Source organism: Streptomyces sp. NPDC001270 (genome assembly GCF_042896695.1).
Lineage (GTDB): Bacteria > Actinomycetota > Actinomycetes > Streptomycetales > Streptomycetaceae > Streptomyces.
The window spans coordinates 18,722-38,842 of sequence record NZ_JBIAXM010000031.1; the positions used below are offsets into that span (position 1 = coordinate 18,722).

Annotated in this window: 19 protein-coding genes; 13 read left to right on the top strand and 6 right to left on the bottom strand. The window is 69.7% G+C overall.

From position 1 onward, the window contains the following. Positions 1 to 312 precede the first annotated feature (312 nt). Together ACFY2B_RS36130 and ACFY2B_RS36135 are read left to right on the top strand one after the other, a co-directional pair. Positions 313 to 1,137, top strand: a complete 825-nt coding sequence (locus ACFY2B_RS36130) for a helix-turn-helix domain-containing protein (RefSeq protein ID WP_390767346.1) — start codon at positions 313 to 315, stop codon at positions 1,135 to 1,137. 190 nt (positions 1,138 to 1,327) lie between these two features. Further along, positions 1,328 to 2,788 (top strand): aldehyde dehydrogenase family protein, encoded by a 1,461-nt coding sequence (locus tag ACFY2B_RS36135; protein WP_390767275.1) that lies wholly within the window; start codon positions 1,328 to 1,330, stop codon positions 2,786 to 2,788. A 102-nt stretch (positions 2,789 to 2,890) separates the two neighbouring features. On the opposite strand, the gene ACFY2B_RS36140 is transcribed toward ACFY2B_RS36135, so the two are convergent. Continuing rightward, positions 2,891 to 3,481, bottom strand: coding sequence for a hypothetical protein (locus ACFY2B_RS36140; protein ID WP_390767276.1), 591 nt, complete (start codon positions 3,479 to 3,481; stop codon positions 2,891 to 2,893). A 159-nt stretch (positions 3,482 to 3,640) separates the two neighbouring features. Further along, positions 3,641 to 4,045 (bottom strand): hypothetical protein, encoded by a 405-nt coding sequence (locus ACFY2B_RS36145; protein WP_390767277.1) that lies wholly within the window; start codon positions 4,043 to 4,045, stop codon positions 3,641 to 3,643. 511 nt (positions 4,046 to 4,556) lie between these two features. On the opposite strand from ACFY2B_RS36145, the gene ACFY2B_RS36150 reads away from it, so the two are divergent. The 5 genes from ACFY2B_RS36150 (at position 4,557) to ACFY2B_RS36170 (ending at position 8,137) form a co-directional block, all read left to right on the top strand. Further along, positions 4,557 to 5,351 carry a Scr1 family TA system antitoxin-like transcriptional regulator gene (locus ACFY2B_RS36150; protein WP_390767278.1) on the top strand — a complete coding sequence of 265 codons (795 nt, stop codon included), beginning with the start codon at positions 4,557 to 4,559 and terminating at the stop codon, positions 5,349 to 5,351. Next, a complete protein-coding gene (locus ACFY2B_RS36155) occupies positions 5,344 to 5,568 on the top strand; it encodes a DUF397 domain-containing protein (RefSeq protein WP_390767279.1) in 225 nt (74 codons plus the stop codon). Before ACFY2B_RS36150 ends, ACFY2B_RS36155 begins: the two co-directional genes overlap by 8 nt. A gap of 38 nt (positions 5,569 to 5,606) precedes the next feature. Next, positions 5,607 to 6,248 carry a PadR family transcriptional regulator gene (locus ACFY2B_RS36160; protein ID WP_390767280.1) on the top strand — a complete coding sequence of 214 codons (642 nt, stop codon included), beginning with the start codon at positions 5,607 to 5,609 and terminating at the stop codon, positions 6,246 to 6,248. A 153-nt stretch (positions 6,249 to 6,401) separates the two neighbouring features. Beyond that, a complete protein-coding gene (locus tag ACFY2B_RS36165; RefSeq protein ID WP_390767281.1) occupies positions 6,402 to 7,379 on the top strand; it encodes an ATP-binding cassette domain-containing protein in 978 nt (325 codons plus the stop codon). After that, on the top strand, positions 7,376 to 8,137 hold the full coding sequence (locus tag ACFY2B_RS36170; protein ID WP_390767282.1) for an ABC transporter permease: 762 nt from the start codon (positions 7,376 to 7,378) through the stop codon (positions 8,135 to 8,137). Before ACFY2B_RS36165 ends, ACFY2B_RS36170 begins: the two co-directional genes overlap by 4 nt. Before the next feature lie 318 nt (positions 8,138 to 8,455). Here ACFY2B_RS36170 and ACFY2B_RS36175 read toward each other — a convergent pair whose 3' ends face one another. Then, entirely contained in the window at positions 8,456 to 9,868 is a 1,413-nt protein-coding gene (locus tag ACFY2B_RS36175) for a glutamate decarboxylase (protein ID WP_390767283.1), read from the bottom strand. 157 nt (positions 9,869 to 10,025) lie between these two features. On the opposite strand from ACFY2B_RS36175, the gene ACFY2B_RS36180 reads away from it, so the two are divergent. Further along, complete coding sequence (locus ACFY2B_RS36180) at positions 10,026 to 10,796, top strand: MerR family transcriptional regulator (RefSeq protein ID WP_390767284.1); 771 nt, start codon at positions 10,026 to 10,028, stop codon at positions 10,794 to 10,796. 4 nt (positions 10,797 to 10,800) lie between these two features. Here ACFY2B_RS36180 and ACFY2B_RS36185 read toward each other — a convergent pair whose 3' ends face one another. Next, positions 10,801 to 11,166, bottom strand: a complete 366-nt coding sequence (locus ACFY2B_RS36185; protein ID WP_390767285.1) for a YbjQ family protein — start codon at positions 11,164 to 11,166, stop codon at positions 10,801 to 10,803. 162 nt (positions 11,167 to 11,328) lie between these two features. Here ACFY2B_RS36185 and ACFY2B_RS36190 point away from each other — a divergent pair, with 162 nt between their 5' ends. Beyond that, entirely contained in the window at positions 11,329 to 12,447 is a 1,119-nt protein-coding gene (locus ACFY2B_RS36190) for a DedA family protein (protein WP_390767347.1), read from the top strand. Between the two features lie 75 nt (positions 12,448 to 12,522). Here ACFY2B_RS36190 and ACFY2B_RS36195 read toward each other — a convergent pair whose 3' ends face one another. Together ACFY2B_RS36195 and ACFY2B_RS36200 are read right to left on the bottom strand one after the other, a co-directional pair. Next, complete coding sequence (locus ACFY2B_RS36195; protein ID WP_390767286.1) at positions 12,523 to 14,178, bottom strand: threonine/serine exporter ThrE family protein; 1,656 nt, start codon at positions 14,176 to 14,178, stop codon at positions 12,523 to 12,525. A 210-nt stretch (positions 14,179 to 14,388) separates the two neighbouring features. After that, positions 14,389 to 14,880 carry an inorganic diphosphatase gene (locus ACFY2B_RS36200; RefSeq protein WP_376534969.1) on the bottom strand — a complete coding sequence of 164 codons (492 nt, stop codon included), beginning with the start codon at positions 14,878 to 14,880 and terminating at the stop codon, positions 14,389 to 14,391. A gap of 79 nt (positions 14,881 to 14,959) precedes the next feature. Between ACFY2B_RS36200 and dacB the strand changes: the two genes are divergently transcribed. From dacB to hpt, 4 genes are all read left to right on the top strand, one after another. Beyond that, positions 14,960 to 16,573, top strand: coding sequence for a D-alanyl-D-alanine carboxypeptidase/D-alanyl-D-alanine-endopeptidase (gene dacB, locus ACFY2B_RS36205; protein ID WP_390767287.1), 1,614 nt, complete (start codon positions 14,960 to 14,962; stop codon positions 16,571 to 16,573). 335 nt (positions 16,574 to 16,908) lie between these two features. Further along, positions 16,909 to 18,042 carry a zinc-dependent metalloprotease gene (locus ACFY2B_RS36210; protein WP_376534889.1) on the top strand — a complete coding sequence of 378 codons (1,134 nt, stop codon included), beginning with the start codon at positions 16,909 to 16,911 and terminating at the stop codon, positions 18,040 to 18,042. A 192-nt stretch (positions 18,043 to 18,234) separates the two neighbouring features. Continuing rightward, positions 18,235 to 19,311, top strand: a complete 1,077-nt coding sequence (gene tilS / locus ACFY2B_RS36215) for a tRNA lysidine(34) synthetase TilS (RefSeq protein WP_390767288.1) — start codon at positions 18,235 to 18,237, stop codon at positions 19,309 to 19,311. A 65-nt stretch (positions 19,312 to 19,376) separates the two neighbouring features. Continuing rightward, positions 19,377 to 19,937 carry a hypoxanthine phosphoribosyltransferase gene (gene hpt, locus ACFY2B_RS36220; protein ID WP_390767289.1) on the top strand — a complete coding sequence of 187 codons (561 nt, stop codon included), beginning with the start codon at positions 19,377 to 19,379 and terminating at the stop codon, positions 19,935 to 19,937. Positions 19,938 to 20,121: the final 184 nt, after the last annotated feature.

Genomic DNA, 20,121 nt, shown 5'->3' on the forward strand with positions numbered 1-20,121 from the left:
GGTCGTTGCGATGCAGCGGTGGCGCGGGACCATGGTTTCGGATGCGCAGGGCAGATGCAAGGGCAGATGCACGTGCACGCGACCGAAATGGACCCTCACGTACTACTTGTTGGCCATTTTTTCCGCCAACCTGTCGTACGTTGGCTCACCTGACCCTTGCGCCATCCTGCGGGGAAACTTTGACCTCCTTTCCATTTCCGTAACCGGTCGAGTACAGCTCGAAGTGTTTTAGTGGCAGACTTCGGGGCTTGAAGACGGTTGGGGAGGCTGGCGAACGTGAGCGCGGGAGAGCCCGGATCGGTGGTGCGACGCATGCTGCTCGGCTCGCAACTCAGGCGACTGCGCGAGTCCCGCGGCATCACACGTGAGGCCGCGGGGTACTCGATCCGCGCCTCGGAGTCGAAGATCAGCCGCATGGAGCTGGGCCGGGTGAGCTTCAAGACACGGGATGTGGAAGACCTGTTGACGCTGTACGGCATCACTGACGAGGCGGAGCGCGAGTCGCTGCTCTCCCTGGCCAGGGAGGCGAACGTGGCCGGCTGGTGGCACAGCTACTCCGACGTGCTGCCCAACTGGTTCCCCACCTACGTGGGCCTGGAGGGCGCGGCATCCCTCATCCGGGTGTACGAGGTGCAGTTCGTGCACGGGCTGCTCCAGACCGAGGAGTACGCACGGGCGGTCGTGCAGCGCGGTATGAAGGGGGCGAGCGTCGCCGACGTGGAGCGGCGCGTCGCGCTGCGCCTGGAGCGGCAGAAGTACCTCGTCTCCGAGAACGCGCCCGACCTCCACATCGTCCTGGACGAGGCCGCCCTGCGCCGCCCGTACGGCGACCGGAAGGTGATGCGCGGCCAGCTCCAGCACCTGATCGAGATCTCCGAGCGGCCCAACGTGCGGCTCCAGATCGTGCCGTTCAGCCTCGGCGGGCACTCCGGTGAGAGCGGCGCCTTCACCATCCTCAGCTTCCCCGAGTCCGATCTGTCCGATGTGGTCTATCTGGAGCAGCTCACCAGCGCGCTCTATCTGGACAAGCGCGAGGACGTCACCCAGTACGAGCACGCGCTCAAGGAGTTGCAGCAGGACTGCCCGGGTCCGGACGAGAGCCGTGATCTGCTGCGGGGGCTGCTTCAACTGTCATGATTCCGCCCCGTCCGCCCGCGCGGCATCCGGCCTCCGCGGGGATTCCTGTCCCCAGGCGCCACCCCAACTCACCATGAACACAAGTACGATGACGGGTGATCAGTGTCATCCGACCGTGAACGTGAACAGACCGTGAAGTTGATTGGGTGTCTGACCGGCTGCTCCGGCAGCGAGGGGATCGAGGGATCACATGTCGTCCTACTTCACCGACCTGGCCCAGCAGTACATCGACGGTGAGTGGCGTCCGGGCACCGGTGCCTGGGACGTCATCGACCTCGATCCGTACGACGACACGAAGCTGGCCTCGATCACCGTGGCCACCGTCGACGAGGTCGACCAGGCGTACCGGGCCGCGGCGCGGGTCCAGAAGCAGTGGGCCGAGACCAATCCGTACACCCGGCGCGGGGTCTTCGAGCGGGCGCTCAGGCTGATCGAGGACCGTGAGCAGGAGATCGCCGACCTGATCATCGCGGAGCTGGGCGGCACGCGGGTGAAGGCGGGCTTCGAACTGCACCTCGCCAAGGAGTTCCTGCGCGAGGCGGTCCATCTGGCGTTGAGCTCCGAGGGCCGGATCCTGCCCTCGCCGGGCGACGGCAAGGAGAACCGCCTGTACCGGGTCCCGGTGGGCGTGGTGGGCGTGATCAGCCCGTTCAACTTCCCGTTCCTGCTGTCGCTCAAATCGGTGGCCCCGGCGCTCGCCCTGGGCAACGGCGTGGTGCTCAAGCCGCACCAGAACACGCCGATCGCCGGCGGCACCCTGCTCGCGAGGATCTTCGAGGACGCGGGGCTGCCGGGCGGTCTGTTCAACGTCGTCATCACCGACATAGCGGAGATAGGCGACGCCTTCATCGAGCACCCGGTCCCGAAGGTCATCTCCTTCACCGGTTCCGACAAGGTCGGCCGGCACGTCGCCTCCGTCTGCGCCGCGAACTTCAAGCGCTCGGTGCTCGAACTGGGCGGCAACAGCGCGCTGGTGGTCCTGGACGACGCCGACCTCGACTACGCGGTCGACGCGGCGGTCTTCAGCCGGTTCGTCCACCAGGGCCAGGTCTGCATGGCCGCGAACCGGGTCCTCGTGGACCGCTCCGTCGCCGACGAGTTCACCGAGAAGTTCGTCGCCAAGGTCCGGACGCTCAAGGTCGGCGACCCGCGTGACCCGCAGACCGTCATCGGCCCGGTGATCAACTCCACCCAGGCGACCGCCATGTCCGGCGCCGTCGAGCAGGCGCTCGCCGAGGGCGCCACGGCCCTGGTGCGCGGCACAGTCACCGGCAACCTGGTCGAGCCCAGCGTGCTCACCGGCGTCCCCGCCGACTCGGCCCTGCTCCAGCAGGAGATCTTCGGCCCGGTCGTCTTTCTCGTGCCCTTCGACGGCGAGGAGGAGGCGGTCCGGATCGTCAACGACACCCCGTACGGCCTCAGCGGCGCCGTCCACACCGGCGACATCGAGCGCGGAGTGGCGTTCGCCAAGCGGATCGACACCGGCATGTTCCACGTGAACGACGGCACCGTGCACGACGAGCCGATCGTGCCCTTCGGCGGCGAGAAGCACTCGGGCCTCGGCCGGCTGAACGGCGAGACGACGGCGGACGCCTTCACCACCCTGAAGTGGATCTCGGTGCAGCACGGCAGGAGCCGGTTCCCGTTCTGAGTCCGTGACCCCGCGACTGCTCCAGATGCCTTCCAATTTCCAAGCGTGCCCGTTCGCGTCGGGGCGGGCATGTACTCCGCTCGGAAAGCGGAAGGATGGGTGTTATCGGCCGCGTGGGCGAGACTGCTGACCTGCTCCGCCCGGTGAGTATCCGTTGTATCCGTTGTTTTGTTGCGGGGGTGGAGTCCTTGTCCCTCGCCGTTGGTTATAGGGATTCTGTTCCGCCAGTAGTTGTGCCGGAAGTCCTGAGGGTATGCGCCGGGTGGTCAATTGGGCTGTGTTCGCGTCCCGATAATCCAAAGCAGTTCTCACGTATTCGTAGAATGTGGTCCCGTAAGCTATCCACACGTCAGCAGCTTCACGATGCAGGTTCTTGGCGCTTTCGTAAGTGCCCCAACGCAACCGCGAGTTCTGGTCGCGATGATATGCCGTCCGGGCGTCCTGGACTGTACGTCCGGTCTCGATGAAATCTTGCAGCGTGGCCAGTGCGTAGTCCCTCGCTGCTTCCATTTCTTCATTCATGGGATGATCGCGGAAGTGTTGCCTCCAGCCGCGCTGCTCGTTGTCCCTGAAAAGCTGGTTGAGGTAGGCCAAGGCGCCTCGCTGGTGCTGGGTGTAATAGCGTGACGTCTCGTAACTGCTGGTATCGCCGAAATAGTCGACATCGCTGGGATCGCTGGGGGAAGGACTCATGTGCGCTGACTTCCTCTTTTCTGACGCCGACGGAGATCGTGGAGTGCTGGACGCGCCGCCCGAATTCGGCCCGTCAACTCCCCGTGACCCTTGCGTGGGGGACAACGTGTCGGCGAAGCGGGCCGGTTCAACTCACGGATCAGGAGTGGAAGTCGGCGTTCATGCCCACCACCGGACCCGAACCGCAGGATCATTTTCGGAAGAGAGGTGAGTGACGCCTCGGAGAATGCCGTTGACGCCGTTGGTGCCGTCGCAGTCGTCGTCGGTGGGTCCGGGCAGGCGGGCGCCGCGGCTCCGCGCGATCCGGAGTACGTCAATCAGCGCCTCGTTCATCCGAGCCAGGAGGAAGCGGAGTTGCGCGGGCGTCACGTCCTGGTCGGCGAGCATGTCGGCGGCGTGACCGAGGAGGTCACCGGCCATGCCGAGCTGCACGCTCTCGACGGCGTCGGCGACCCGGGAGAGACCGTCGGCACGGGTCGTTCCGTCCGTCGCGAGACAGCAGGGCTTGCCCTCAGGACCCGTCCAGGGCAGCAGCCGCGTCGGCCGGGTGATGCCGTCCTTCATGCCGACACCTCCACGCCGTGGATCACGCGCGGCCCGACGTCGATGCCGTGCACGGCGAGCCAGAGCGCACGCCGCCGGGCGCGCTGACGTCGTACTTCCTGGCGCTGTGCGTCGTCCTGGCGTCGCTCGGGGGCGAGGAGGCAGGGGCGAACCAGAGCGTGGTCCTCACCGCACAGCGGATGTGTCTCCTTGCGACGCGCAGGCCCGCCGCCGACAGGGGCGGTGACGGCCGGGCGGTCTTCCCTCCATCCCCTGCCCGTCGTGCTGCTCCGTCGTCGACGCCCCGTCCCGGGCAGAAAGAGGCGAAGCAGCGGTTCCAGGAGACGGCGGGCGATACGGTGACTCACGTCGTCAACTTCCTTTGTTCATTGGCGGCCATGCCCCCGGACCGGTCGCTCGGTCGCGGGGGTTTCGCTATGTGTAGCGATGCGGTTACAGCCTGGAGCTGTCGGGGCTAGGCTCGCCAGAGGGAAGCGTGTGACAGAGCATTTGTCACAAGGGAGTTGATCCGATGGGCGCCATCTACGGGGACTGGCTCAAACAACAGCGCGAGTCGGCGGGCCTGACCCAGCAGCAACTGGCCGACATGGCGGTGATGACCCGTTCGTACATTGCGCACATCGAGGCCGGGCGCCGGGTGCCGTCGAAGGAGGATGCGCGGCGGCTCGACAGCGTTCTGAACACGGGGGATGTGCTGAGCAGCTTTCTGCCCAAGGACGACGCGGCGGTTTCCGACTACTTCGGCGCAGCGCTGGCGCTCGAACAACAGGCGGTGATGATCAGGGAGTTCGCGTTGTCCTTCGTGCCGGGCATCCTGCAAACGAAAAGGTACGCCCGTGCGGTTCTGGGCTCGGCGTTCCCTCCGGTGGGTGAAGAGGAATGTGACAGGCGCGTTGTCACACGCCTTGAGCGCGCGAAGATCCTCGATGATCCGCTGACGCCCGTAGTCTGGGCGCTGCTGGACGAAGCGGTGCTGCGCCGTCCAGTGGGGGGCGAGGGCGTCATGGCGGAGCAGATCATGCACATCGTCCGCCTCGCCGAGACCGGCCGGATCCGAGTACACCTACTGCCGTTCGGTGTGGGCATTCATCCCATGATGGAGAGCATGCTCACGCTGATGTGGTTCGAGGACCAGCCTTCTGTTGGGTACGCCGAGGGGCAGCGGGTGGGGAAATTGCACGACTCTCCGTCCGTGGTCAGTGAATTGCACGGCCGATACGATCTCGCGCTGAGCGACGCGCTGCCGCTGAAGGAGTCGCTGACCGTGCTCAGGACAACAGCGAAGGACTACGGAAACCATGACTGACGACCGCACCGTCTCGAACGCCGCCCTGCTGAGTGGCTGGCGCAAGTCGTCCTACAGCGGGAGTGAAGCCGGTAGCTGCCTAGAAGTCCTCGACGACCACCCCTCCGGCATACCCGTCCGCGACTCCAAGACCCCCCACGGCCCCGCCCTGCTGCTCCCGTGCTCGGCGTGGTCGTCGTTCGTCCGCGGGGTCCGGAACGGGACGCTCCGTCCCTGACCGTCGCGCGGTTCACGCCGGGCAATAACCTGGATCACATGTCAGCGATCCGTCTCCTCGTGCTGGGCGCGGTCCGCCAGCACGGGCGGGCCCACGGCTACCAGGTGCGCAACGACCTGGAGTACTGGGGCGCGCACGAGTGGTCCAACGCCAAGCCCGGCTCGATCTATCACGCCCTGAAGCAGATGGCCAAGCAGGGGCTGCTACTCGCGCACGAGATCGCGCCGTCCACGGCCGGCGGGCCGCCGCGCACCGAGTACGAGATCACCGAGGCGGGCACCGAGGAGTACTTCTCGCTGCTGCGGACCTACCTCACGGCCTACGACCAGCGGCCGGACGTGCTCACCGCGGCCCTGGGTTTCATGGTCGACCTCCGTCGCGAGGAGGCCCTCGACCTGCTGGAGGAGCGGGTGCGGGCCATCGAGGCGTGGCGCAGGACCGTCGTCGAGCACTACACGCCCGAGGACGGTCCGGGCCAGTTCGGCCACATCGGCGAGATCATGAACCTCTGGGTGCACACCGCCGACACGGGCGCCGAGTGGACCCGCGGGCTGATCGAGCGGGTCCAGGGCGGGGCCTACACGTTCGCCGGGGAGGGCGAGCCGTTCGTGGGCGTCCTCGTCGACGGGCAGGAGAACCCGTACGCCACGACCGAGCGGCATCCGGAAGACGCACGCTGAGGCACGCACCCGGGACCGCCTCGACCGGCGGGGCGGGTGCTCCGCGGACGCAGCCGCCGCAGTAATCAAGTTTGACCAATCGCCACCCCGTGGCTAGCCTCTCGAAGCATTAGTCAAGTTTGACTAGTCGGATGGGGAGGATGAACAGTGGGGTTGGGTGGAACAGCGGCCGACGCGGCTGTCACCGTCGAAGGCGCATACAAGAAATACGGGGCCAGGAACGCACTGGACGGACTCGATCTCGTCGTCGGCCGCGGCACGGTGCACGGCGTGCTCGGCCCCAACGGGGCGGGCAAGACGACCCTCGTCCGGGTCCTGTCCACCCTGTTGCGGCCGGACGCCGGACGCGTCGAGGTGGCCGGGTACGACGTGCGGACCCAGGCGCAGGAGGTCCGGCACCGCATCGGCCTGCTCGGGCAGCACGCGGCGCTCGACGAGGAGTTGGGCGGACACCAGAACCTGGAGATGTTCGGCCGCCTCCACCACCTCGGTGCCCGGCACGCGCGCGTACGGGCCGGCGAACTCCTGGAGCGCTTCGGACTCGCCGACACCGGGCGCAAGGCCGTCAAGCGGTACAGCGGCGGAATGCGGCGCCGCCTCGACCTCGCCGCGTCGCTGATCGTCGACCCGGAGGTACTTTTCCTGGACGAGCCGACCACCGGACTCGACCCCCGCGGCCGGGCCGAGGTCTGGGCCGCGGTGCGGTCCCTGACCGGCGGCGGCACCACGGTCCTGCTCACCACCCAGTACCTGGAGGAGGCCGACCAGCTCGCCGACCGGATCTCGGTCGTCGACCACGGCCGGGTCGTCGCCGACGGCACCGCCGACGAACTCAAGGCGCTGACCGGCGGTGACCGGATCGACGTCGTGCTGCGCGACGCGGGCCAACTGGACGCCGCGCTGGCCCTGTTGCCGCCGCGGGGCGCCGACGCCACCGTGGACGAGGACCGCCGGCTGCTCAGCGTCCAGGTCACCGACCGGATGGCCGCGCTCTCCGGGGTTGTACGGGCCCTGGAGACCTCCGGCATCGAGGCGGCGGACATCGCGCTGCGCCGGCCGACCCTGGACGAGGTGTTCCTGCACCTGACGGGGCGCGAGAACCGTACGGACCGGACGAAGGAGACAGCGTGAGCAGCCACGCCCTGGCCGACTCCTGGACCATGACCCGCCGCGAACTCGCCCACTGGGCACGGCAACCCGGACAGCTGGTCGTCGCCCTGCTCTTTCCGGTGATGCTGCTGCTCATGTTCGGCTATCTGGTCGGCGGCGGCCGAGGCGTACGCGGCGACTACGTCGACTATCTGGTGCCCGGCATGCTCGCGCTCACCATGGCCTTCGGCCTGGAGGGCACGATGCTCGCCGTCACCCAGGACCTCAACAAGGGGGTCATCGACCGCTTCCGCGCCCTGCCGATGGTCAACGGAGCGGTGCTGGTGGGCCGTTCGGCCGCCGACATGCTCCAGTCGGCGGCCGGCCTCGTGCTGATGGCCGCGGTGGCGTACGCGCTGGGCTGGCGGCCGCACGGCGGGCCGGGGGCTCTGCTCGCGGCCCTCGGCCTGCTGCTCCTGTTCCGTTTCGCGATGCTGTGGATCGGCATCCACCTGGCCCTGGTCGCCGGCACGCCGGAACTGGTGCAGGCCGTGCAGATCCTCGTCTGGCCGGTCGGCTTTCTCTCCAACGCCTTCGCCACCCCGGAGGCCATGCCCGGCTGGCTGGGCACGGCCGTCCAGTGGAACCCGCTGTCCCACACGGCCACCGCCGTACGGGAACTCCTCGGCGGCCCGGCCGGCGAACCCGGCCACGCCCTGCCCGCGGTGCTCTGGCCGCTCGCCCTGCTCGCGGTGTTCCTCCCCCTGGCGATCCACAGATTCACCCGCCTCAGCCACTGAGCCCCCACCAGACGCCCCTATAGGGGCGCGGGGAACTGCGCGACCAGCCGCGACGTACCCGCAGATGACCGACGTCGGCACGCGCCCCGCCCCCGACCACCTAGCCCCCTCATCGGCACGCTCCGGATTCCGGCGGGGCAGACGCCCCTATAGGGGCGCGGGGAACTGCGCGACCAGCCGCGACGTACCCGCAGATGACCGACGACGTAATGCGGCTCTCCCCAGCGGAGCGCCACCGTGGGGAACTGCGCCACCGACCACGACGTACCCGCAGAGAACCGACGACGTAACACGGCCCTCCCCAGCGGAGCGCTCCGCTCAGTGATGGAAACCGGTAGCCGCCGCCTTGTCCCGCGTCAGCGGACGCGGCTGCCGGCGCAGTTCCGGCAGAAGGCGGCCCAGCTCCTCGACGAACAGATCGGCGAGGTCGGTGGAGAACCCGTTGCGGCACACGACCCGCAGGACGGACAGGTCCTCCCGGTGCGGCGGGAAGGTGTAGGCGGGCACCAGCCAGCCACCCTCGCGCAGCCGCCGGGAGACGTCGAAGACGTCGAACGACGTCACGTCGGGGGCCGTGGTGAAGGCGAACACCGGCAACTCGTCGCCCCGGGTCAGCAGCCGGAAGTCACCGAACGCCTCGATCCGTTCGGCGAGCGCGCGCGCCACGTCCCGGGTGGACTGCTGCACCGCCTGGTAGCCCTCGCGGCCCAGCCGCAGGAACGTGTAGTACTGCGCGACCACCTGCGCACCGGGCCGGGAGAAGTTCAGCGCGAAGGTCGGCATGTCGCCGCCGAGGTAGTTGACCCGGAAGACCAGTTCCCCGGGCAGCGCCTCCTGGTCCCGCCACAGCGCCCAGCCGACACCGGGGTAGACCAGGCCGTACTTGTGCCCCGAGGTGTTGATCGAGGCCACCCGCGGCAGACGGAAGTCCCACACCAGGTCCTCGTCGAGGAACGGCGCGACCATGGCGCCGGACGCGCCGTCCACGTGCACCGGCACGTCCAGGCCGGTCCGTTCCTGGAGGGCGTCCAGGGCCGCGCACAGGTCGGCGATCGGCTCGTACGACCCGTCGAAGGTGGAGCCGAGGATCCCGACGACCCCGATGGTGTTCTCGTCGCACAGCTCGGCCGCCGCCTGCGGGTCGAGGTGGAACCGTTCGCCCTCCATCGGCACCTGGCGGGCCTCGACCTCCCAGAAGGTGCAGAACTTCTCCCAGCAGACCTGGACGCTCACCCCCATGACGAGATTGGGGCGTACCCCGCTGGACGGGTAGCGGTCGGTGTTGCGCTGCATCCACCGCCGCTTGAGCGCCATGCCCGCCAGCATGCACGCCTCGCTGGAGCCGGTCGTCGAACAGCCCACGGCGGACGACGGGTCCGGCGCGTTCCACAGGTCGGCGAGCATCGCCACGCAGCGCCGCTCCAACTCGGCCGTGCGCGGGTACTCGTCCTTGTCGATCATGTTCTTGTCCTGGCACTCGGACATCAGGACACCGGCCTGCGGCTCCATCCAGGTGGTGACGAAGGTGGCCAGGTTGAGCCGGGAGTTGCCGTCCAGCATCAGTTCGTCGTGCACCAGCTGGTACGCCGTCGACGGAGCCAGCGGTTCGTTCGGCAGCCGGTTGGTGGGCGGGGCCTGGGTCATGCCGCCGACCGGATTGGCCTCCCCGAAGAACGGGTTGACGGACAGCCGCCGGTGTTCGTGTTTCTGCGGACCTTTGTGCAGTGCCATGGAGGTGTGCCTTCCTGGAGGGTCGGTGCGGGCTCACGATAGACGGACGTAAGTTAAATAAATGGACATAAGTGGGTGAATGCCCTGAGGGGGCGCGCTTGCACCTCACGTCACGTGAGGCGGCACCGTGGAGCGCGTACCGAGAGAAGGAGCGGAAGTGAGCTACTCCGTGGGACAGGTCGCCGGATTCGCCGGAGTCACCGTGCGCGCCCTGCACCACTACGACGAGATCGGCCTGCTGGTGCCGGGTGGACGCAGCCACGCGGGCCACCGGCGCTACAGCGACGCCGACCTCGACCGGTTGCAGCAGATCCTGTTCTACCGGGAGCTCGGCTTTCCGCTCGACGAGGTCGCGGTGCTGCTCGACGACCCGGACGCGGACCCGCGCGCGCACCTGCGCCGCCAGCACGAGTTGCTGACCGCCCGGATCGAGAAGTTGCAGCGGATGGCCGAGGCCGTGGAGCACGCCATGGAGGCACGCAGGATGGGCATCAACCTCACACCACAGGAGCGGTTCGAGGTCTTCGGGGACAAGGATCCCGAGCAGTACGCGGAGGAGGCGGAGACACGGTGGGGCGGCACGGAGGCGTACGCCGAGTCACAGCGCCGCGCCGCCCGCTACACCAAGGAGGACTGGAAGCGGCTCCAGGCCGAGGTCGACGACTGGAGCGAGCGGTACGCGGCGCTGGTGGACGCGGGCGCCGACCCGGCCGGTGAGCCGGCCATGGACATGGCCGAGGCGCACCGGCGGCACATCTCCACGTGGTTCTACGAGTGCCCCCACGCCGTGCACCGCTGCCTCGGCGAGATGTACGTGGCCGACGAACGCTTCAAGTCCTTCTACGACTCGATGCGGCCGGGCCTGGCCGAGCACCTGCGGGCCGCGATCGACGCGAACGCGGCCCGCCACGGCACAGCCGCCGACTAGGCGCTCAGGCCCTGTCGAGGATCACCGCCGTCCCGTACGCGCAGACCTCGGTCCCCGCGTCGGCCGCCTCGGTCACATCGAACCGGAAGGCCAGGACGGCGTTGGCGCCACGCGCGCGCGCCTGCTCGACGAGCCGTTCCATGGCCTGGGTGCGGGTCTGCACGAGCGTTTTGGTGAGTCCCTTCAGTTCACCGCCGATCATCGACTTCAGACCGGCGCCGATCTGACTGCCCAGGTGCCGGGAGCGCACGGTCAGCCCGAAGACCTCACCGATGACCTCGCGCACCCGGTACCCGGGAACGTCGTTCGTCGTGACGACCAGCACATCGGGCTGGGGTCCCTGGCCACCGCCGTATTCATCGATACTCATGGTCCACAGCCTTACTCATGGTCCACAGCTTTGTCCCAGCCGGCCCACAGTGCATCCTGGACCCACCGGTGGAACCTGGGGCGTGCACATCGCGTTGATAGCGTTGTGCGCTCGTACCTGGACGCCACCGCCATCCTCACTCCTCAGGAGCCCGGAACCGTGATGCCGCTTGCCCTCGGCCCGAGCTGGCTGGACCCCAATTACCTCCTGGACACCTACAGCGTCTGGGGTCTGCTGCTCGTCGTCTTCGCCGAGTCCGGACTGCTCATCGGCTTCTTCCTGCCCGGTGACTCGCTGCTGTTCACGGCCGGGCTGCTGATCACCTCGGGCCAGCTGGACTTCCCGTTGTGGGGCGCCATCGCCCTCATCTGCGTCGCCGCGATCCTCGGTGACCAGGCGGGCTACATGTTCGGCAAGAAGGTCGGCCCGAGCCTCTTCAACCGCCCCGACTCCCGTCTCTTCAAACAGGAGAACGTCGCCAAAGCGCACGAGTTCTTCGAGAAGTACGGCCCGAAGTCCCTGATCCTGGCCCGCTTCGTGCCCGTCGTGCGCACGTTCACGCCGATCATCGCGGGCGTCAGCGGTATGAAGTACCGCTCGTTCCTGACCTTCAACGTCATCGGCGGCGTCCTGTGGGGCGCGGGCGTGACCCTGCTCGGGTCCTGGCTCGGCAAGATCGAGTTCGTCAACAAGAACATCGAGGCGATCCTGATCCTGATCGTCCTCGTCTCGGTGGTTCCGCTCATCATCGAGTACCTGCGCGCCCGTGCGAAGAGCAAGAAGAACCTGCCCGCCGAGCAGACCGCCGCGCAGCCCTTCCAGCAGCAGCCCCCGGCCGGGGACGACGCCACGACCCAGCTGCGCCGCATCGAGCCGGCCTACGGTCAGCAGCCTCAGCAGCCCTACGGCCAGCAGCCCCAGCAGCCCTACGGTCAGCAGCCTCAGCAGCCCTATGGTCAGCAGCCCCAGCCGCAGTCCCACCCCCAGCAGCCCCAGCCGCAGTCCCACCCCCAGCAGCCCCAGCCGCAGTCCCACCCCCAGCAGCCGCAGCCGCAGCAGCCCCAGGACCCGTACGGCGGCTGGAACCAGGGCCAGGACGGCCGGGGTTACGACAACCAGGGGTACGACCACCAGGGGTACGGCGGTCAGGGCTACGGCGGTCAGGGGTACGACCACCAGGGCCACGGCGGCCAGGGGTACGGCGAACAGGGTCACGACAACGGGGGATACGGCGGCCGGCAGTACCCGTACGACTCCCGCCAGGGCGACCACCGCCCCTGAGCGACGCAGCGGCCGGCAACGCAACGGTCGGCTACGCAAAGGCCGGCGACGCAACGGCCCCTCGGCGCAAGCGGGTCAGAAACCCCTGGTCCGCTTGGCCGCCCGCCGCTTCCGGGCGGAACCGACCCGGAGGAACAACCGCGAGATCTCCGACCCGAGGTTGACCCCGATCGCGATGGCCATGGCGAGGGACACGGCCTTCGCCAGCGACACCAGCCCCTTGTCGATCTCGTTCTGCGCGATGGACAGCAGCCCGAAGTAGGTGGCCGAGCCCGGCAGCAGCGGCCCGATCGCGGCCGTCGTGTACGGCAGCGCGGACGCGAACCGGTAGCGCGACAGCAACTGTCCGAAGAGGCCCACCAGACCCGCCGCCACCGCCGTGGAGGCGACCGGTGAGATGCCGCCGACGTCGTGCATGGCGCCGTACACCGCCCAGGCGACGCCCCCGTTGAGGGTGACGGCCAGCACGGTGGATCGTTCCTGCTGGAGCAGCACGGCGAAGGTCAGCGACAGCAGCATCGACGCGGCGATCTGGAGCAGCGGCCGGCCCTCGATGTTCACCGCCGCCTCGGGGTTGAGCCGACCGCCCAGCTTCACCCCGAAATACAGGATCGTCAGCACCCCGATGACGATGCCGGTGAAGAAGTACATGACCTCCAGCAGGCGCGCGGACGCGGTGATGTAGAAGCCGGTCAGACCGTCCTGCACGCCCGCCACCAGCGCCCGCCCCGGCAGCAGCGCGAACAGTCCACCGGTGATCACGGCCGACGCCCGTACGTCGGCGTGCGCCAGGGTGAGCGCCACCCCGATCGCGGCCGGTGGCATAGCGGCCACCGTGAACTGGTAGAACTCCGGCAGCCCGCGCCCCGCGCACAGCCAGGCGAGCCGGTCGCCGAGCATCGCGCCCAGCGCGGCGGCGAAGAACACGATCAGATCGCCGCCGACCAGGACCGAGGCGGCACCGGCCAGCAGCCCGCTCGCCGCGGTCAGCGCCCAGCCGGGGTACGGGTGCCGGTTGCGGCGGATCTCCGCGAGCCGCCCGTACGCCTCCTCCAGGGAGATATGGGTCTCCGGGTCGGTCAGGTCGTCCACGAGCCGGAAGACGGCCGCCAGGCGCGTGTAGTCGGTGCCGCGCCTGCGGACCGTCCGCGAGGCCATCACCGGGTCCTCCACCAGCGACGGCTGGTGCGAGATCGACAGCAGGGTGAAGGTGACGCTGGGCTCGCACCGGTCGAGCCCGTAGGACCGGCAGACCGCGAACATCGCGGCCTCCACGTCCTCGGCGTTCTCACCGCCCGCCAGCAGCAGCTCGCCGATGCGCAGGGTCAGGTCGAGCACGCGCGGAACGGCCGGGCCGCCCTCCTCCGCCTTCTGCACCAGCTCCGGCGCCGGGCGGTCGGCCACCGGCATGCGCAGCATCGTGCGCATCCGGTCCTGCCAGGGCGCGTCCTTGGTCAGGCTGACGGCCGGGACACCGGTGGGCGGGGTGAACGCGGAAAGGCCGTGCTGGGGGCTGTAGCCGTTGGGCGGGGTGAAGGCCGAACCCTCCGGTTCGGCGCCCGAGGGGTGCGGCGCGTCGAGACCGTCCGGCACGGCGAACTCGGAGGTCGTGTCGGACTCACCGCAGGTCCGGGGCACCGCGAGCCCCTCGGGAACGGTGAATTCCGAGGTCAGCTCGGGGTCGTACCGCGCCTCGTCCGAGCGAGGCTTGCGGTCTGCTGCCTCCGTCACTCCTCAACGCCCCCTGAACGGCTACGTCCCCCGGACGGCGACACTCTCGGGAAGGTCCTGTCTCTCGGGAAGGTCCTGTCTCTCGGGAAGGTCCTGGAAGATTCTGGGAGACGACGCTCCCGAACGGCAACCTCCGAAGGCCCCAGTATGCGCGGGGACGCACCGACGGGCCGTACGCGTGCGCGTACGGCCCGTCCGTGGAGCAGCGGCTCAGTGACCGCCCTGCTCCTTGAAGCGCTTGTAGGACCGCTCGATCTCCGCCTCGGCGTCCGTACGGCCCACCCAGTTGGCGCCCTCGACCGACTTGCCGGGCTCCAGGTCCTTGTAGACCTCGAAGAAGTGCTGGATCTCCAGGCGGTCGAACTCGGACACGTGGTGGATGTCGCGCAGGTGCTCCACGCGCGGGTCGGTGGCCGGTACGCACAGCAGCTTGTCGTCGCCGCCCGCCTCGTCCGTCATACGGAACATGCCGATCGCGCGGCAGCGGATCAGGCAGCCCGGGAAGGTCGGCTCCTCCAGGATGACCAGCGCGTCCAGCGGGTCGCCGTCCTCGCCGAGGGTGTTCTCGACGAAGCCGTAGTCGGCCGGGTAGGCGGTCGAGGTGAAGAGACGACGGTCCAGGCGGATACGACCGGTCTCGTGGTCCACCTCGTACTTGTTCCGCGAACCCTTCGGGATCTCGATCGTGACGTCGAACTCCACCGGTGGCTCCTCCATGATCAGCACATAGTTCTGGTGGTTAAGTGTCCCTCACGCAGCTGTGTGATCGCGAAAGGGGCTGGTGGTCATGCCAGAGCTGAGGCATTGGCGTGCCGCGAGGCCGCACCTGGTGCGGATCGCGAACGCCGTACGACCGCGTCTGGCAGGGTTCGCGGCGACCGCCCGGCCACGGCTCGCGCGGCTCGTTCGGACCGTGAAACCTCGGCTCGCGCGGCTCGTTCGGACCGTGAAACCGCAGCTCGCGCGGATCCCCGGGCCCCGGACCGCGCGGACCTGGCAGTACACCGCGGGCGCCGCCACCGCCGGGCTGGCACTGGCCGCCGGGGTGGTGACGGCCGCCGGCCCCTGGGACGCCACGGGTCAGCGTACGGCCGAGCGGGACCGGGCCGCCGCCCTGGGGCGGGCAGGTGGCACAGATCACGGTGCCGACTCCGGCACCGTCGCGCAGCCCCGGCCCGCCCCGAGCGCGGCGCCCGTGCTGACGGGCCTCGGCGGCACCGCGCGGGCCGCGGACGCCGCCCGCGGCGGAAAGTCCCTCGCGGATGTCCTCGGCCCGCTGCTGGACGTCCCGGCGCTCGGCGACGCGCACGCCGCCGTGGTCGTCGACATGGCGTCCGGCGCACATCTGTACGGCACCGCCGGGGACAAACCGCTGACCCCCGCCTCCACCACGAAGATCGCCACGGCGGTCGCCGCCCTCTCCGCCCTCGGTCCCGACCACCGCCTGACCACCCGTACCGCCCTGGAGCCCGGCACCGACCGGCTCGTCCTGGTCGGCGGCGGCGACCCGACCCTCACCGCCCGCACGGAGACCGGCGGCTGGGCCAGCCTGCGCACGCTCGCCACCGACACCGCGAAGGCGCTGCGCGCCCGCGGCGTCCACAAGGTCACGCTGTCCTACGACAGCACCCTGTACGCGGGCTCGGACCTGCACCCCATCGGCGTCAACGACAACCTCGCCCGCGTCGATGCCCTGATGACCGACGAGGGCCGCACCGACGGCTCGACGAGCGGCCCGGCGCCCCGGGTGCCCGATCCCGCGGCGGCCGCGGCCCGCACCTTCGCCGGTCTCCTGGCGGACGCCGGCGTGCGGACGACCGCGCCCGCCCCCGCCAAGGCCGCGGGCCGCGCCGCCACCCTCGCCAGCGTCTCCTCACCGCCCCTTTCCGACCTGGTCGAACGCATGCTGACCAACAGCGACAACGACCTCGGCGAGGCCCTGGCCCGGCAGACCGCCGTCGCCACCGGTGTCCGCGCCGACTTCGCCGGCGGCGGGCGGGCGATCGCCGGCCAGCTGACGAAGCTGGGCCTGCCGACGGCGGGCGCCGTGTTCCACGACGGCAGCGGCCTCAACCGCGCCGACCGGCTGACGGCGGACCTGCTCACCGCCCTCCTCGCCAAGGCCGCCTCCCCGGCCCGCCCCGACCTGCGCCCGGTCCTCACCGGCCTGCCCGTGGCCGGCTTCTCCGGCACCCTCAGCGACCGCTACAAGAACGCCGCGGCGGGCCTCGTACGGGCCAAGACGGGCACCCTGACGGGCGTGAACGCACTGGCCGGAACCGTGGTCGACCGGGACGGCCGGCTGCTGGCCTTCGCTTTCCTCGCATCGAACACGACAAACCCCACCGAGGCCCAGACAGCCCTGGACACAACGGCCACAGCCCTCACGAACTGAAACCCACCGAAAACACCACGACGAGCGCCCCGATAGGGGCGCAGGGAACGGCGCGCCCGGCCACGATGCCCCCGCAGGTGACGACTGACGGCCGGACGTTCTGCCCCTACTCACGCCCGCGCCGCGCACGACGGGCGCCCCGATAGGGGCGCGGGGAACGGCGCGCCCAGCCACGACGCACCCGCAGGTGACGACCGCCCGGCCACGACGCCCCCACACAAACCCACGGCCCCCGCACAACCCCACGGCGGCCCCCGCCACCCAACCCCCCGCCACCCAGCGGAGCGCCCCCGTACGGCCTGCCCCAAGTGGTAACGCTCACGTACCGTTGACGCATGACGAGCATCGGCGGTGCCGCTTCTTCTGGGATGGTCGACTGGAATCTCGCGGTCGCGACCGCGACCCGGCTCGTACGGCCGGGCCCCGAGGTGAGCCGCGACGAGGCCCGGGCCGTCGTCGCGGAGCTGCGCCGGCACGCGAAGGCGTCGGAGGAGCACGTCCGGGGCTTCACCCGGATGGGCGGCGAGGACATCCACGACACCCCCGTCCTCGTCGTCGACCGCCCCGGCTGGATCCGGGCGAACGTCGCCGGGTTCCGGGAGATCCTGCGGCCGCTGCTCGACAAGATGCAGGAGCGGCGCGGCGGCACACCGGGCGGCGCGGTCCTCGGTGCCGTCGGCGGCAAGGTCACCGGCGTCGAACTCGGCATGCTGCTGTCCTTCCTCTCCTCCCGCGTCCTCGGCCAGTACGAGACCTTCGCCCCGGCCACCCGGGACCTCCCGGCGGGCGAGAACGGCGGCGGCCGGCTGCTGCTGGTCGCGCCGAACATCGTCCACGTGGAGCGCGAACTCGACGTCCAGCCGCACGACTTCCGGCTGTGGGTGTGCCTGCACGAGGAGACGCACCGTACGCAGTTCTCCGCGGTGCCCTGGCTGCGGGACCACCTGGAGGGTGAGATCCAGGCGTTCCTCGCGGAGACCGACGTCGACCCCATGACCGTCCTGGAACGCATCCGCGAGGCCGCCCAGTCGCTGGCCGGCGGGCGCCCCGAGGCGGAGGAGGCCGACGGCGGCCGGTCCTTCGTGGAACTGGTGCAGACCCCCGCCCAGCGGGAGATCCTGGGCCGGCTCACCGCCGTCATGTCGCTGCTGGAGGGCCACGCCGACTTCGTGATGGACGGGGTCGGCCCGGACGTCGTGGCGAGCGTCGCCGAGATCCGCGAGAAGTTCCAGCAGCGCCGGGCCAAGGGCGCCTCCCGGCTGGACATGGCCCTGCGCAAGCTGCTCGGCCTGGATGCCAAACTCAGGCAGTACCGGGACGGCGAGCGGTTCGTGCGAGCCGTCGTCGAGCAGGTCGGCATGGACGGCTTCAACCGGGTGTGGACGTCCCCGAACACCCTGCCCACCAAGGCGGAGATCGCCAAACCGGCGGACTGGGTCACGCGGGTGCACGGCAGGACGGAGTCGTGAACGGCACGCGGGCGTCGTGAAACCGATCCGGTCCACGGCAGGCAAACGCCCCTTCAATCACCCGTCCGAGGGACCGTGTGCCATGGGTAGGCGTGCAATGCTCGGGGAACGGCCCGTTTCTGTCACCATCTACACACTCTGAGTGACTGGCATCGGGCTCACCCCCCGAAAACTTCATGAAGGGAACCGGACATGGGTCCCCATCCTGCGGTCGCGGCGATACGCCTGGCGGTCCGCCGCGTCCTGACCGACCTCCTCGCCCACGACACCCCCGCATCCCCCGCACCCCCGGCAGCCGGGCATCGGCGCGCGGTCCCGCGCGGCGGTGTCCGCGGCGCCGTGTACGAGCGTTCCCCGTCCCCGCTCGTGCTCGTGGCGTGCTCCGGCGGCGCCGACTCCATGGCACTCGCCTCCGCACTCGCCTTCGAAGCCCCCAAACTCGGCATCCGCGCCGGCGGCATCACCGTCGACCACGGCCTCCAGCAGGGCTCCGACGCCCGCGCCGGCGAGGTCGTGCTGCGGCTGCGGGAACTAGGTCTCGAACCGGTCGAGTCCATCAGTGTGCGGGTCGGCCGCTCGGGCGGCCCGGAAGCAGCCGCCCGCGACGCCCGCTACGCCGCCCTCGACGCCGCCGCCGACCGCCACGGGGCCCTCGCGATCCTGCTCGGCCACACCCGTGACGACCAGGCCGAAACCGTCCTGCTCGGCCTCGCCCGGGGCTCCGGCATCCGCTCCCTGTCCGGCATGGCCGCGGTCTCGGGGGCCGGCGGCCGTTACCGGCGCCCGTTCCTCCACCTCGACCGGCAGACGGCCCGCAAGGCGTGCATGGTCCAGTCCCTGCCGGTCTGGGACGACCCCCACAACGCGGATCCGGCGTACACCCGCTCCCGGCTCCGCCACGAGGGGCTGCCCGCGCTGGAGAAGGCGCTCGGCAAGGGCGTCGTGGAGGCGCTGGCCCGCACCGCGCAACTGTCCCGCGACGACGCCGACGCCCTCGACACGTGGGCCAGCCAGGCCGAGACCGCCGTACGCGACGCCACCGGCCTCCTGGAGTGCGCCAAGCTGTGCGCGCTGCCGTCCGCCGTGCGCCGCCGCGTCCTGCGCCGTGCCGCCATCGAGGCGGGCGCTCCGGCCGGCTCGCTGTTCGCCCGGCACATCGAGGAGGTCGACCGGCTGATCACCGGCTGGCGCGGCCAGGGAGCCATCAACCTCCCGGGCAAAGTCGTCGCCCAGAGGCAGGGTGGCAGACTGGTCATCCGGCAAGCCTGAAACCCACCTCTCCGCGTGGAGGGACCGGACGGGCCGGGGCCGTAACTGCGGGACGACCGAAAGTGATGCGGGTGGACGCGAAAGACATGGGTGCCGACCTCCAGCAGGTGCTCATCAGCAAAGAAGAGATCGACGCGAAGCTGGTCGAACTGGCCGCGAAGATCGACGCGGAGTACGCGGGCAAGGACCTGTTGATCGTCGGTGTCCTCAAGGGGGCCGTGATGGTCATGGCGGACCTCGCCCGGGCGCTGTCCACCCCCGTCACCATGGACTGGATGGCCGTGTCCTCCTACGGCGCGGGCACCCAGTCCTCCGGTGTGGTGCGGATCCTCAAGGACCTCGACACCGACATCAAGGGCAAGCACGTCCTCATCGTCGAGGACATCATCGACTCCGGCCTGACCCTGTCCTGGCTGATCTCCAACCTCGGCTCCCGCGAGCCCGCCACCCTCAAGGTGTGCACGCTGCTGCGCAAGCCCGAGGCCGCGAAGGTCGCCATCGACGTGGAGTGGGTCGGGTTCGACATTCCCAACGAGTTCGTGGTCGGCTACGGACTCGACTACGCCGAGAAGTACCGCAACCTCCCGTTCGTCGGTACGCTCGCGCCTCACGTCTACGGCGGCTGAACCCATCGGGTACAGGCCCGTGGCGCGACCGGGAACCCCAGCGGGTCTCGCGCCGTTGGAGCATGCAGAGACGGGATTGCCAGCCGTCCGTGCGCCTTCGGGCAACAATGCTGGGGTACCGTCAGAAGAACTGTCTTATCAAACTCACTATGGCAGGAGGGACGGGGCGAAACCGCTCCGTATG

Excerpts from the sequence above, each read along its gene's own strand:
- ACFY2B_RS36130 (WP_390767346.1), top strand. The coding sequence starts at position 313 with ATGCTGCTCGGCTCGCAACTCAGGCGACTGCGCGAGTCCCGCGGCATC.
- ACFY2B_RS36135 (WP_390767275.1), top strand. The coding sequence starts at position 1,328 with ATGTCGTCCTACTTCACCGACCTGGCCCAGCAGTACATCGACGGTGAG.
- ACFY2B_RS36140 (WP_390767276.1), bottom strand. The coding sequence starts at position 3,481 with ATGAGTCCTTCCCCCAGCGATCCCAGCGATGTCGACTATTTCGGCGAT.
- ACFY2B_RS36145 (WP_390767277.1), bottom strand. The coding sequence starts at position 4,045 with ATGAAGGACGGCATCACCCGGCCGACGCGGCTGCTGCCCTGGACGGGT.
- ACFY2B_RS36150 (WP_390767278.1), top strand. The coding sequence starts at position 4,557 with ATGGGCGCCATCTACGGGGACTGGCTCAAACAACAGCGCGAGTCGGCG.
- ACFY2B_RS36155 (WP_390767279.1), top strand. The coding sequence starts at position 5,344 with ATGACTGACGACCGCACCGTCTCGAACGCCGCCCTGCTGAGTGGCTGG.
- ACFY2B_RS36160 (WP_390767280.1), top strand. The coding sequence starts at position 5,607 with ATGTCAGCGATCCGTCTCCTCGTGCTGGGCGCGGTCCGCCAGCACGGG.
- ACFY2B_RS36175 (WP_390767283.1), bottom strand. The coding sequence starts at position 9,868 with ATGGCACTGCACAAAGGTCCGCAGAAACACGAACACCGGCGGCTGTCC.
- ACFY2B_RS36185 (WP_390767285.1), bottom strand. The coding sequence starts at position 11,166 with ATGAGTATCGATGAATACGGCGGTGGCCAGGGACCCCAGCCCGATGTG.
- ACFY2B_RS36190 (WP_390767347.1), top strand. The coding sequence starts at position 11,329 with ATGCCGCTTGCCCTCGGCCCGAGCTGGCTGGACCCCAATTACCTCCTG.
- ACFY2B_RS36210 (WP_376534889.1), top strand. The coding sequence starts at position 16,909 with ATGACGAGCATCGGCGGTGCCGCTTCTTCTGGGATGGTCGACTGGAAT.
- tilS (WP_390767288.1), top strand. The coding sequence starts at position 18,235 with ATGGGTCCCCATCCTGCGGTCGCGGCGATACGCCTGGCGGTCCGCCGC.
- hpt (WP_390767289.1), top strand. The coding sequence starts at position 19,377 with ATGCGGGTGGACGCGAAAGACATGGGTGCCGACCTCCAGCAGGTGCTC.